Annotated in this window: 11 protein-coding genes; all 11 read right to left on the reverse strand. The window is 71.0% G+C overall.

Going from position 1 to position 13,022, the window contains the following annotated elements; all coding sequences use genetic code 11:
- Positions 1-185: hypothetical protein (locus tag ABD295_RS11750; protein WP_344303907.1), on the reverse strand; the 185-nt coding region annotated here is incomplete at its 3' end.
- Positions 186-1,139: 954 nt separating this feature from the next.
- The gene (locus ABD295_RS11755) at positions 1,140-2,324 is read right to left on the reverse strand and encodes a winged helix-turn-helix domain-containing protein (protein WP_344303908.1); all 1,185 of its coding nucleotides are present in this window, start codon (positions 2,322-2,324) and stop codon (positions 1,140-1,142) included.
- 60 nt (positions 2,325-2,384) lie between these two features.
- On the reverse strand, positions 2,385-3,074 hold the full coding sequence (locus ABD295_RS11760) for a response regulator (protein WP_344303909.1): 690 nt from the start codon (positions 3,072-3,074) through the stop codon (positions 2,385-2,387).
- An 88-nt stretch (positions 3,075-3,162) separates the two neighbouring features.
- Positions 3,163-3,810, reverse strand: coding sequence for a ribosome hibernation-promoting factor, HPF/YfiA family (gene hpf, locus ABD295_RS11765; protein WP_344303910.1), 648 nt, complete (start codon positions 3,808-3,810; stop codon positions 3,163-3,165).
- Positions 3,811-4,169: 359 nt separating this feature from the next.
- Positions 4,170-4,913: a ComF family protein gene (locus tag ABD295_RS11770; protein ID WP_344303911.1), complete on the reverse strand. Its 744-nt coding sequence runs from the start codon at positions 4,911-4,913 to the stop codon at positions 4,170-4,172.
- A gap of 85 nt (positions 4,914-4,998) precedes the next feature.
- Positions 4,999-6,738, reverse strand: a complete 1,740-nt coding sequence (locus ABD295_RS11775) for an LpqB family beta-propeller domain-containing protein (RefSeq protein WP_344303912.1) — start codon at positions 6,736-6,738, stop codon at positions 4,999-5,001.
- Positions 6,735-8,327, reverse strand: a complete 1,593-nt coding sequence (gene mtrB / locus ABD295_RS11780; RefSeq protein WP_344303913.1) for an MtrAB system histidine kinase MtrB — start codon at positions 8,325-8,327, stop codon at positions 6,735-6,737. Before mtrB ends, ABD295_RS11775 begins: the two co-directional genes overlap by 4 nt.
- 10 nt (positions 8,328-8,337) lie before the next feature.
- Positions 8,338-9,033 (reverse strand): MtrAB system response regulator MtrA, encoded by a 696-nt coding sequence (gene mtrA, locus ABD295_RS11785; RefSeq protein ID WP_344303914.1) that lies wholly within the window; start codon positions 9,031-9,033, stop codon positions 8,338-8,340.
- Positions 9,034-9,107: 74 nt separating this feature from the next.
- A complete protein-coding gene (gene ahcY, locus ABD295_RS11790; protein ID WP_344303915.1) occupies positions 9,108-10,538 on the reverse strand; it encodes an adenosylhomocysteinase in 1,431 nt (476 codons plus the stop codon).
- Positions 10,539-10,606: 68 nt separating this feature from the next.
- Positions 10,607-11,860, reverse strand: a complete 1,254-nt coding sequence (locus tag ABD295_RS11795) for an MFS transporter (RefSeq protein WP_344303916.1) — start codon at positions 11,858-11,860, stop codon at positions 10,607-10,609.
- Positions 11,857-12,978, reverse strand: a complete 1,122-nt coding sequence (locus tag ABD295_RS11800) for an RNA polymerase sigma factor (protein WP_344303917.1) — start codon at positions 12,976-12,978, stop codon at positions 11,857-11,859. The genes ABD295_RS11795 and ABD295_RS11800 overlap by 4 nt, the downstream gene beginning before the upstream one ends.
- Positions 12,979-13,022: the final 44 nt, after the last annotated feature.

The following is a 13,022-nucleotide window of genomic DNA, read 5'->3' on the forward strand; positions in this document are numbered from 1 at the left end:
CAGTCCGGCCCCAACCCCGCCACCACCGGGCGCTGGTCCAGGTCGGGGTGCGCGTCGGCCCACGCACACGCCAACGCCAGCAGGTCGGCCTCGGCCTTCACGCGCACCGCGTCGACCCGGCGTACCTCCTCGAGCAGGTCTGCGGGTGTGGGGTGGGTGTCGGCGGGGTGGGTCATCGTGGTCACGATCCTACTCGAACACCTGTTCGAACACCAGTCGTTTTCCCCAGGCCACCCACCGCGGGTTCGGGGGTTCGGGGGGTTTCGTGACGGTCCCTGTGCGATCTCTTCCACCACCACACCCGAGCATGGATTCGTGGTGGTCTCGACGATCCGCTCGCTTCGCTCGCTGCTCGACCACCAGCCCGACCGCTCCCTTCGGCCCAGGGTTTCGTGACGGTCGCTGCGCGACCTCCCCCACCACCGAAACGAACCCGCAGGCCGGGCGGTGACCGCAACTCGAAGCCCACCGCTCCCTCTTGTCGCTTATCGGCGCGCCACCACCCAGGACCCGTCACGAACGCCACCGTGATGGTGGTCTCGACGATCCGCTCGCTGCTCGACCACCAGCCCGAGCGCCCCCTGATGTTTCGTGACGGTCGCTGCGCGACCTCCTCCACCACCAAACCGAACCCGCCTTCGTGGTGGTCTCGACTATCCGCTCGCTTCGCTCGCTGCTCGACCACCGGGGCCGGGCGGAGACCGCAATACAGTGCCCACCACTCCCTCTTGCTGCCTATCCGCGCGCCACCACCCACGGCCCGTCACGACCGCCACCGTCATGGTGGTCTCGACTATCCGCTCGCTTCGCTCGCTGCTCGACCACCGGGACACTCCCGCTCGCAAGCTCGCTGCGCGACCTCCTCCACCACCGAAACGAACCCGCCTGCCTTCGCGGTGGTCTCGACTATCCGCTCGCTTCGCTCGCTGCTCGACCACCGAACCGAGCGCCCCTCGCTGCTCGACCACCGAACCGAGCGCCCCTCGCTGCTCGACCACCGAACCGAGCGCCCCTCGCTGCTCGACCTCCGAACCGAGCGCCCCTCGCTGCTCGACCGCCGGGGCACTGCCCGCTCGCTGGCTCGCTGCTCGACACACGGCCAGAGCCAGCACCCAGGACCTGTCACGGGTCGAGAAGCGTCACACCCGCAAAGCAGGCGCCAGGTCACCGCGCGGCTCGACCACGATGTCGTCGAGTCCGAGCCAGTCGGCGAGCCGGCGCAGCTCGAGCGAGAGCTCGTCGGCGGTCTCGGGGGGTGCGTGCTCCTCGGCGTACGCCGCCTTCACCAGCAGCCGGCCGGTCGCGCGGTCGGCCTTGAGGTCGACGCGTCCGACGACCTGGTCGCCGAGCAGGAAGGGCAGCACGTAGTAGCCGAACACCCGCTTGGCGGCGGGGGTGTAGATCTCGATCCGGTAGTGGAAGTCGAACAACCGCTCGGCGCGCTCGCGCAGCCACACGACCGGGTCGAAGGGGCTCAGCAGCGCTCGGGCCTGCACCCGGCGCGGGCGGCGTGCGTCGGCATAGAGGTACGCCGGGCGCTTCCAACCCTCGATGCGCACCGGCTCGAGGTCACCGGCCTCGACGAGGTCGGCGACGGCGGCCGCGGTCTCGGCCATGCCCATGCGGTAGTAGTCGGCCAGGCAGCGCACGGTGGCGACGCCGTGGGACCGGGCAGCCCGGAAGACCAGCTCGCGATGGGCGTCCTCGACAGCCGGGGTCGGCGCGGCCAGGACCGCGGCAGGGAGCACTCGCTCGGGCAGGTCGTAGACGACCTCGAACTGGCTGTTGCGGCCGGCGATGGCGAGCTCGCCGACGAGGAAGAGGTAGTCGAGGACCTGGCGGGCCTCCGACCAGTTCCACCCCCAGTGCACCTTGTCGCGAGGCTTGCCGTCATCGAGCTCACGGGCGGTCGCCGCGCCCTGGTCGCGGATGAGCGCGAGCAGTTCCGGCTCGAGCTCGGGGTTGCTCTGCATGATGCCCCACTTGCCACGCTTGGACTCGTAGGACGCCATCCGGTGCCGCATCGCGGGCCACAGCTCGACGGGCATGAACGCCTGGACGTGCGCCCAGTACTCCACCATCCGGCGCTTCTCGCGGCCGCTCGCGGCGCGCTCGAGCAGGCCGGTGTCGTAGGGCCCCATCCGCGAGTAGAGCGGCATGTAGTGCGCGCGCTGGAGCACGTTGACCGAGTCGACCTGGAGCACGCCTGTGCGCTCGAGCGTGCGCTGGAAGGTGCGCAGCGTGGGCGTCTCGTGGGCGGGATCGAGGAATCCTTGAGCTGCCAGCGCGATGCGCCGGGCCTGGGCCTGCGAGAGCTCGAGCACGAGTCAGATCACACCAGACGTCGCCGACAGCCGAACTCGGGAGGGCCGCCCCGGGATCGATCAGGGCAGCTCGAAGAGCTTCTCGCGCACGGCGTACATGACCGCCTCCATGCGCGAGTGCAGCTGCAGCTTCTCCAAGATGTTGCGCACGTGGTTCTTGACGGTGTTCTCGCTGATGTAGAGCTGCTTGGAGATCTCACGGTTGTTCATGCCCTTGGCGACGAACCGCAGCACCTGCAGCTCGCGGTCGGTGAGCCGCAACCCCGGCACCTGCTCGCGCTCGGGCTTGGCCAGCTGCTTGAACTCGTCGATGAGCTTGGCCGCCATCGACGGCGAGATGAGCGACTGGCCGTCGGCCACGACGCGCACCGCCTGGGCGACCTCGTCGATGGAGGAGTCCTTGAGCAGGTATCCCGAGGCGCCGTTCTTGACCGCCTCGTAGAGGTCGGCCTCCTCGTCGCTCATCGTCAGCATCAGGATCTTCGCGGACGGCACGGCCTGCTTGATCTCGACGCAGGCCTCGATGCCCGAACGCCGCGGCATCCGCACGTCCAGGAGCACGACGTCGGGCGCGGCGGACTCGGCGAGCTCGACGCCCTCGATGCCGTCGCCGGCCTCGCCGACGACCTCGATGCCGGGCTCCGCGGCGAGCAGCATCGTGATGCCGCGCCGGAACAGCTCCTGGTCATCGACCACGAGCACGCGAATGGGCTCACGTTCGGGCGTCGCTGTGCTCGAGGCGTCCGTCACGAGCGCATCATCGCAGACACCTGACCCGATCGGGTGGTCTTTGGGTGACCCGGCCGGACTAGGTGAACCCCAGAGCCGACCTCGAGGATCAATCGTCCAGGGCGAGGGAGATGACGCCGTAGTCGTAGCCCCGGCGCCGGTAGACGACCGCCGGACGCTCGCTCTCCTTGTCCACGAACAGGTAGAAGTCGTGCCCGACGAGCTCCATCTCGTAGAGCGCCTGGTCGAGCGTCATCGGGGATGCGGCGTGCGTCTTCTCGCGCACCACCAGTGGGCCGTCGCCCGTGATCGTGATCGGGCCGACCTGGCGCTCCTCGACCCCGCCGTCCTCGGCCGTCCCGTCCTGATCCTGCAGGGCGAGCCCGAGCTCGTCGGTCTGCTCGGCCAGGGCGGCCAGCTCGGCGGCCGTCTCGGCCTTGGTGCCACGGGCGCGGTGGGTCACGCGCCGGTCGGCGGCTCGCCGCATCTGGGCGGCCATCTTGTCCACGGCCAGGTCGAGGGCGCCCATCTTGTCGTCGGCGGCGGCCTCGGCGCGGATCACCGGGCCCTTCGAGAAGGCAGTGAGCTCGACACGCACGGCGCGGTCGGCCTGGCGGGGGTTGCGCTCGTTCTCGACCTCGACCTGGACGCGGATGATGCGATGGTCGTGCTTCTCCAGGCGACTGAGCTTGTCTGTCACGTGACCGCGGAACCTGTCCGAGATCTCGCAGTGCCGTCCGGTGACCACTACATCCATCTGATCCTCCTCGAGCTTCGGTGACGTGCTCTGGGCTCTTCTGGTTCTTCAGTCGTTCAGCAAGATGAAGCCCGCCCGGCCGACCTGGTCTTCGTCCCCACAGTCGCCTGCTGAGGCGCTCGCAGCTCGCGTGCCACTACTGACCTTCTCCCGACGACCGCCGCATCTGGCGACGGGCCGGGGCAGGACTTACATCTAAGCCGCACCGTGATCCCCTGATCCCGATTGGTGCAGGGGCCAGGGTTACGTGGACCGTTTCGCCTGCGACTGGCATCGGCTTGCCGACGAGATCGCGCGGATTGCTCCGCGCTGCCCCGGTCGACGCAACCACGGACCCGGGCGGACTCCATGCATAGACGCTAGTCGGTCCACCCTGAGCACGAAAGCCGACCCCGGGGTAGCGGTGGACCCCGACGCCGCGTGGCGGCCGCGGTGGCGGCTGCGGCGACCTCCACACCGACGGCCTCCAGGGCCCGCTGGGCCTCACGCGCGGTGGCGCCGGTGGTGAGCACGTCGTCGCAGACCACGGCGTGTGCGGCGGAGCAGGCCGCCGCGAGCCGACGCAGCCGCGGCGCGCGCACGCCCATCGAGCCGTCGAGGTTGGCGAACCGGCCGTCGGCGTCCAGCCCCGACTGGTCGGCGACCGTGCCGCGTACGGCGAGCAGCGGGACGGCCGTCGCGGGGACGCCGCGCCTCCGGAGCACCCGCGCCGCGGCCCGCACGAGCACGGCTGTGGCGTCCTGACCGCGGTCCCGGATCGCCGCCGGGCGCGACGGGACCGGGACCAGGACCACTGGCCCGGCGAGGTCGGCCACCGCCGCCTGCACGCTCGCGGCCAGCAGCAGGGCCAGCGGCTCCCGCAGCGGGCGCAGACCTCGCTCCTTGTGGCCGAGGACGAGCGCCCGCGCGAGCCCGGCGTACTCGGCTGCCGCCCACGGCACCGCCAGGCCGGCGGGCACCGGGTCCGGCCAGCGCGGCGCCGGCTGCGGGTCGAGGCCGCCGCGGCAGTCACGGCACAGCACCCGCCCCGGGCGGGCACAGCCGACGCACGCAGAGCCGAGCAGCAGGTCGGCAGCGGCGTCTCTGAGCGGGAGGCGGGTCATCGCGGCTCGACGCTGCCCGGCCACCGCCCGGAGGGCAACCGCCAGCCGCTGCGCCTGTGGACGAGAACCCTGTCGAGAGTGCCGGTCAGCCCGTGTAGGTGAGCGTCGAGAGCTTGATGTCGGTCTCGCTCTCGCTGCGGTCGGTCCGGGACACATCGGTGAAGCTGCCCGGCGTGGCGGCCAGGAGGGGCGTGCCGGGCTCGGGCGAGCCGACCAGCCACCGGTAGTCGCCGGTCAGCGTCGCCGACGGGATCGTCACCACGTTCGGGGCCCCGTCGACCGAGAGGGTGCGCACCTGGACCACGTTGCCCTGCGCCGGGTAGATGACCGAGAACGTCGTCGGCGACTGCCAGACCAGGTCGAGGAAGCGCGGGGTCTCCTGCGGGATCGGCCAGGGCAGCTCCTGCGCACGGGTGGCCGAGAGCAGCGCGCCGCGCTCGTCGTAGCGGATCCGGGCCGCCATCAGCCGGTCGCCACCACCGTTCGCGCGGTCCGAGACGACCGCGACGAAGCGGGAGCCGTCACGGGAGACGAGGAAGTGAGTGACCTGCTCGCCGGTGACACCGCGCACGACCATGGTGCGCCGCCGGTCCCCCACCACCACGGTGATGCGCGCTCCCGAGGAGGTGCGGTCGACCAACCACAGCCGGTCCGCGAAGTCCCAGGCGGGCTTGAGCAGGCGGGTCGCGTCGCTGAGGACTGGACCGACCGGCGCGCCGGTCTCGTGGGTCTCGGTGACCAGCACCGACCTACGGCTGTCGTCCACGCCGGCGACCCTCGTCGAGTCGAGGCTGAGGCCGATGTCGCTCAGCCCGTACGCGCGCGTGCCGAACGGACCTTGGACCGGAGTGAGGTCGTCGAGGTCGCCACCGACGAGCAGGCCGTCGCGGAGCGCGAACACGTCCGTGGTGGCGGAGAAGGCCGCCGGGTCGTACTCCGCGCCCTCACCGAGCTGGATGTCGCGCGACAGACCGGTCAGCGCCTCTCCGTCGGCGGTCAGCCGGATGCCCCGGACGGACTCCTCCTGCCGCAGTGTCCAGGCCAGCTGGATCGAGGCCAGCTCGGCCTCCCGCGCGGTCAGCTCAGGCCCGCCGTCGAGACTGACGTCGGCGATGCCGTCCGGGTCGACGATCACGTCGGCCCCCTGATCGACGCGCAGGTAGTTGCGCGCCACCTGTCCCAGCGCGGGACCGGGTCCCGAGACGAGGCTGGTCATCAGGGCGTTGACGAACTGTGCGCCGCTGGCCACCGTGACCGGTTCGGGGATGAGGATCTCGCCGGTCGGGTCGAGGTAGTACAGCTGCACGGTCCGCAGGTTGTCGGCCGCCCACTGGCGTCCCACGATGAGGGCGTCCGGGGCGTCGGCGATGCGCCACTCGCCGTCCTCCTGGGCGAGCTGGAACTCGAGGAGGTGCCGCTCCTTGACGCCCGTGAAGACCCCGCGCTCGTCGAGCCGGTAGTTGCCGTTCAGCGTGACCTGCGCCAGACGCCGCGTGCGGAGCACAGGCTCGTCGTCGTCGGTGTAGACCCACGTCTCGCGGCTCGGCTCCCACGACGCCTGGGCTTCCTCGGTGAGGTAGGCGCGGGCGCTGGTCATCTGGCTGGGGATGGCCGTCATCGCGTCCAGGAAGCCGTCGACGATCGAGGACGGCGTGGCTCCCCGCGCCGGGGGCGCGGGCAGATAGCTCAAGGACGCCGGCTCGTCGTTGAACGCGTCGCCGCCCACCTCGACGACCGGCCCGCTCTCCGGCAGCGACAGGCAGCCGGTCAGCACGACGCTGCCCGCGAGCAGGGCGCCCACGAGGACGGGCGGTCGCCTGGTCACACCAGCTCCTGCGAGTCTTCGGGCACCAGCGGGATCGGGCTCTGCCGCAGCACCTGCCCGGCGCGGCGCGGCAGGGTGAGCCGGAACTGCGCTCCCTCGCCCGGTCGGCCCCATGCCTGCAGCCAGCCGCCGTGCAGGTGGGTGTCCTCGAGCGAGATCGAGAGCCCCAGGCCGGTACCGCCGCTGGTCCGTGCGCGCGCCGGGTCCGCGCGCCAGAACCTGTTGAACACCATCGCCGACTCGCCCGCCGCCAACCCGACCCCGTGGTCGCGGACGGCGATCGCGGCCGCTTGGTCGTCGCCCTCGACCCGGACGAGCACGTCGCGGCTCTCGGCGTGGTCGATGGCGTTGGTGACCAGGTTGCGCACGATGCGCTCGACGCGGCGTACGTCGGCCTCGGCCAGGCACGCGTGGTCGGGCGACTGCACCAGGACAGCAACGCCGCGCTGGTCGGCCAGGGCGCGGGTCATGTCCACGACCCGATGGGCCACGTCGACGAGGTTGACGTCCTCGACGTCGAGCTGCGCCGCACCCGCGTCGAACCTGCTGATCTCCAGCAGGTCGGCGAGCAGCGACTCGAACCGGTCGAGCTCGCCCTGCAACAGCTCCGCCGCGCGCGCGGTGGCCGGGTCGAAGTCGACCCTCGCGTCGTGCAGGACGTCGCCGGCCATCCGGACCGTCGTCAGCGGGGTGCGCAGCTCGTGCGAGACGTCGGAGACGAACCTGCGTTGGACCCGGCTGAGCTCTTCGAGCTGGCGGATCTGCTTCTGCAGGCTGGAGGCCATCTGGTTGAAGGACGTCGCCAGGCGGGCCAGGTCGTCCTCACCGGTCACCCGCAGGCGCTCCTGCAGCTCACCGGCCGCCAGCCGCTCGGCGACCCGCCGGGCCAGCCGCACCGGCGTCACGACCTGCCGGGTCACCAGCCAGGTCAGGATCGCGACGAGCACGAGGAGCAGGCCACCCGCGGTCAGCAGCGCACGCGTCACCAGGGCCTGGGTCTCCGCGGCCTCCTCGAGCGAGAACAGGTAGTAGAGCGTGTAGGTCTTGCCGTCGGCCGGGAGCACGATCTGCGAGGCCACGGCGATCCCCGGACCCTGCACCCGCTCGCCGTGCTCGTCGGTCGTCGTGATCCGCGTGTAGGTCCACTGCGGCTTGCTGGCCGTCGACATCTTGACGACCAGCGCGTCGGGAACGCTGCTCAGGGCGAGGTCGTCCGGGGAGAAGCGGGGGCCCTGGGTGGCGAGCGGTCCGCCGGCATCGATGGGTCCGGCCAGCACGACCTGGAAGCCGCGCGCGGTGCCGGCGTCCCGGAGGGGGGCGAAGAGGTCCTCGAGCTGCCTGCTGGTGTCGGTGTCCACGCCGATGAAGTCGTCGAGCTGGTCGTTGGCAGAGGCCGTCTCGTTGGCGGCCTCAGCCAGGACGGCGTCGCGCCGGTGGTCGACGAGGCCCTCTTGCACCTGGCGCAGCAGGAACCATCCGACGGCCGCGATGACCACCGCGGAGAGCAGCACGGTGCTGACGACGACGCGCGCCTGGATCGAGCGTCGCCAGAAGGTGAGGCCCCGGCGCAGGGCGCCGATCTCGGCCAAGCCGAACTCCCTACGAAGTGCCGGCCTTGTAGCCGACGCCTCTCACGGTGACGATGATCTGCGGGTTCTCCGGGTCGTGCTCGACCTTCGACCGCAGCCGCTGCACGTGCACGTTGACCAGCCGGGTGTCGGCCGAGTGGCGGTAGCCCCACACCTGCTCGAGCAGGACCTCACGGGTGAAGACCTGCCAGGGCTTGCGGGCCAGGCACAGCAGGAGGTCGAACTCCAGCGGAGTGAGGTTGACCGGCTGTCCGTCCCGGGTCACCGAGTGGCCGGCCACGTCGATGCTGAGGTCGCCGATGGTGAGCGCCTCGTGCGTCGGGGCGTCCAGGCGGCGTACGCGGGCGCGGATGCGCGCCACCAGCTCCTTGGGCTTGAACGGCTTCACGACGTAGTCGTCGGCCCCCGACTCCAGGCCGACCACCACGTCGACGGTGTCGCTCTTGGCGGTCAGCATCACGATCGGGACCCCGGACTCGTCGCGGATCTCCTTGCAGACGTCGATGCCGTCCTTGCCGGGCAGCATCAGGTCGAGCAGCACGAGGTCGGGGCGGAACTCACGGAACGCCTCGATGGCTTCGTCCCCGCGGGCGCAGACCCGCGACTCGAACCCCTCCTGCCGCAGCACGATCGTGAGCATCTCCGACAGGGACGCATCGTCGTCGACGACGAGGACTCGCCCCTTGGACGCCAGCTCAGCGGTCATGTCGGCAAGTATGAGTCATCGGGCACAACAAACCTCCGCAACCACGAGTCAGAGCCGATTGCGGCGCAGTCGTGTCAGTAGCGGTACTGCTCCGGCTTGTAGGGCCCGGCCACGGAGACGCCGAGGTAGTCGGCCTGCTCCTCGGACAGCTCGGTGAGCTCGACGCCCAGCGCACCGAGGTGCAGGCGGGCGACTTCCTCGTCCAGGTGCTTGGGGAGCACGTAGACGCCGACGGGGTAGTCCTCGAGCTTGGTGTAGAGCTCGATCTGGGCCAGCACCTGGTTGGTGAAGGAGTTCGACATCACGAAGCTCGGGTGACCGGTGGCGTTGCCGAGGTTCATCAGGCGGCCCTCGGACAGGATGATCACCGCGTTGCCGGCCGGGAAGGTGAAGAGGTCCACCTGCGGCTTGACGTTCTTGCGGGTCACGCCGTCCCACGCCTCGAGGCCAGCCATGTCGATCTCGTTGTCGAAGTGACCGATGTTGCCGATGATCGCGTTGTGCTTCATCCGGCTCATCTGGTCGGCGGTGACGACGTTCTTGTTGCCAGTGGCGGTGATGATGATGTCGGCCTGAGGGAGGATCGACTCGAGCGTGCTGACCTGGTAGCCGTCCATGGCGGCCTGCAGGGCGCAGATCGGGTCGATCTCGGTGACGACGACGCGGGCGCCCTGGCCGCGCAGCGACTCCGCGCAGCCCTTGCCGACATCGCCGTAGCCGCAGACGACCGCGACCTTGCCGCCGATGAGGACGTCCGTGGCGCGGTTGATGCCGTCGATCAAGGAGTGGCGGCAGCCGTACTTGTTGTCGAACTTGGACTTGGTCACCGAGTCGTTGACGTTGATGGCCGGGAAGAGCAGCGAGCCTTCCTTCATCATCTCGTAGAGACGATGCACACCGGTCGTGGTCTCCTCGGTGACGCCCTTGATCTCGCCCGCGATCTGGGTCCAGCGGTCGCCGCTCTCGGTGAGGGACTGCTGGAGGACCTCGAAGATGATCCGCTGCTCGGTGCTGGTGGCGGTGGCGGGGACCGGTGCGATCCCGGTCTTCTCCGCCTCGACGCCGAGGTGCACGAGGAGGGTGGCGTCGCCACCGTCGTCCAGGATCATGTTCGCGAACGCGCCGTCCGGCCAGCGCAGGATCTGCTGGGTGCACCACCAGTACTCCTCCAGCGTCTCGCCCTTCCAGGCGAAGACGGGCACGCCTGCGGGTGCGTCGACGGTGCCCTCGGGCCCGACGGCGACCGCGGCAGCGGCGTGGTCCTGGGTGGAGAAGATGTTGCAGGACGCCCAGCGGACCTCGGCGCCCAGCGCCACGAGGGTCTCGATCAGGACGGCGGTCTGGATCGTCATGTGCAGCGAGCCGGCGATCTTCGCGCCGGCGAGCGGCTTGGAGTCGCCATAGCGCTCGCGCATCGCCATCAGGCCGGGCATCTCGTGCTCGGCGAGCTGGATCTCGGTGCGGCCGAAGTCGGCCAGGTTGATGTCGGCGACCTTGTAGTCCATGACCAGTCCTCAGGTGTGTCCGGTGGATCGGTGATCCGGGGACCCGCTGAAGCCCCCGGGGATGCAGGTTAATCCTGGGCATCGCCGGGTGAAGAATCCTCGACGCCACCTGCGGCGGGCTCGTTCGGAGCCTTCAGGACGACCAGCACGACCACCCCGGCGAGGAGCGTGAGGACCGCGGCGAGGTCGAGCGCGACGAGCAGCCCCGCGGCCTCGGCGAGCACGCCTCCGACGAGGGCTCCGAACAGGCTGAGCAGCCAGACCGTCGCCTGGAGGGACCCGAAGACGCGGCCGCGGTACGCCGGCGGGACGCGCTGCTGGGCGAGCGCCTCGACGCCGACGCCGGACGCGACGGCGAAGAGTCCCTGCACGAGGCTGAGGGCGACGGCGACCTCCAGCACCGGCACGTTGAAGCGCACGAGGAGCAGCCCTCCGGCGATCACGCTCGCCCAGCCCGTGAGCACGCGCGGTGGCACCCGGGCACCGACCGCGCCGACCACCAGCGCGCCGATGGTCCCCGACACCGCGCCAGCGGTCGTCAGCAGCGCGTAGACGTCGGCGCCGCCGTCCAGGATGTCGCGCACCCACGCGGCCGTGAGGGGGTCGAACATCGTGCCCCCGAAAGTCATCAAGCCGAACACCACGAACAGGACGGCGATGGTGCGGTCGCGGCGAACCACCGCGATCCCGTCGGCCCACTCGTGCGCGAACGCCCGCCAGGCACCCGCGACGCGTTCGTCCTCCGGCATCGTCCGAGGCGGCACCCGCACGCACGCCAGCAGTCCCGCGGCGACCACGAACGTCGCCGCATCGACCACCACCACGGCGGGCAGCCCGAAGGCGGCGTACAGCACCGCGCCGAGCGGGAGGCCGAGGAGCCGGCCGATCCGGTTGTTCAGCACGTTGAGGGCGTTGGCCGGCACCAGGTCCTCAGCGGCGACGAGGCTCGGCAGCAGGGCGGACTCCGCGGGTTGGGTGAACGCGGCCAGCGCCGACTGGCCGGCCGCCACCACGTAGACGAGCGCCAACGTCTCCAGGCCGGGGGTCAGGAGGAGGAGCGCCACCACCGCCGCCTGCGCCAGGTTGCCCACCACGAGCACGCGGCCCAGGTGCCAGCGATCGACGAAGACACCGGCGACGGAGCCGAGCAGCATCCCCGGCACCAGCTCGGCGACGATCATCCCTGCGGTCGCCACGGTCGAGCCGGTGACGGCGTAGACGACGTACGGCAGCACGACCGCGAGCACCCAGTCCCCCGCGACCGAGACGAGGCCCCCGGTCCAGACGAGGAGGAAGTCGCGCTGCTTGAGGAGCCTCCTCACCCTGTGACGACGGCGAGCAGCCGCGCGTCGGGTCCCGTGGAGAAGAGCACGTCGACACCCTCTGCGGACGCGTCGTCGCGGAAGCCGACGACCTCGATCGCGCGGCCGTCGCGCTCCTCGCGCCGGACCGGCACCGCGACCGCGTCCGGCCTTCGAGCGCGCAGCTCCCGGGTCTCCTGCTGCGCCAGCGCGACGCCGGTCAGCGAGATCGTCTGCTGCTCCGCGCAGTGTGCGCAGTCGACCTTCCAGCCCCGCGAGGAGCGGTGTCCGGCCATGTCGTCACGCACGTAGGCCGCGCGCTCGACAGCGTTCCCGCAGCGCGTGCAGGCCACCGTGCCGGTGCCGTCCCCCGTCCAGTACGACGCCGACCAGGCCGCCATCCTGGCCACCACCGCGCCGGGCCGCACCACGCCTTCCAGCAGCGGGCCCTGTGTCGGGTTGTCGAGGGCGAAGGCGGAGGCGATCTCCGGACTGCACCGTGGGCAGCGCAGCTCGACCATCCCCCTGCGACGGTCGCGTCGGTGCTCGATCCCGGCCGTCGCGCAGACCTGGCAGCGCAGGCGGGTGGGTCGCCAGGCAGCGCCGTGACGACCCGTCCACACCGCGGCCGCCGGCTCGTCGCGCAGCTCGTCCTCCAGCAGGTGGCGGAGCTTGGTCCGGCCACGCACGAGGCGCATGGAGACCGAGTCGGCTGAGGTGCCGCAGCGAGCGGCGATCTCGGTGGGGGTCAGCTCGTCGACGTACCTCGCCACCAGGGCCTCCCTGGTGTCGGCCGGCAGCAACGACAACGCGCGGTCGAGCAGCTCCACCAGCTCGTCACGCTCGAGGAGCTGGACCAGCGGATCGGGCCCCGTCTCGGTGACGGCCTCGACGACCGCCTGTCGCTCCCGCACGAGTCTCCGGGCGCGACGGGTGCGGTGGCGGTGGCAGACGTTCCGCGCGATCGCGTCCAGCCACGCGGACGTGCCGGACGGGTCGACCAGCCTGTCGCGCAGTCGCCACGCGATGAGCAGCGTCTCCTGAGCCAGGTCCTCGGCCGCGGTCGGCTCGCCGCCGAGCGTGGCGCAGAGGCGGACCAGCCGGTTGCGGTGCGTGCTCCAGGGGGTCTCGTCGTTCATCTCCACGCACCCTGATCCCCGGAGCGGCGCGCGGACCAACGCAT

Source organism: Nocardioides bigeumensis (assembly GCF_039531755.1).
Classification (GTDB): Bacteria; Actinomycetota; Actinomycetes; order Propionibacteriales; family Nocardioidaceae; genus Nocardioides; species Nocardioides bigeumensis.

Excerpts from the sequence above, each read along its gene's own strand:
- hpf (WP_344303910.1), bottom strand. The coding sequence starts at position 3,810 with ATGGATGTAGTGGTCACCGGACGGCACTGCGAGATCTCGGACAGGTTC.
- ABD295_RS11770 (WP_344303911.1), bottom strand. The coding sequence starts at position 4,913 with ATGACCCGCCTCCCGCTCAGAGACGCCGCTGCCGACCTGCTGCTCGGC.
- mtrA (WP_344303914.1), bottom strand. The coding sequence starts at position 9,033 with ATGACCGCTGAGCTGGCGTCCAAGGGGCGAGTCCTCGTCGTCGACGAC.
- ahcY (WP_344303915.1), bottom strand. The coding sequence starts at position 10,538 with ATGGACTACAAGGTCGCCGACATCAACCTGGCCGACTTCGGCCGCACC.
- ABD295_RS11800 (WP_344303917.1), bottom strand. The coding sequence starts at position 12,978 with ATGAACGACGAGACCCCCTGGAGCACGCACCGCAACCGGCTGGTCCGC.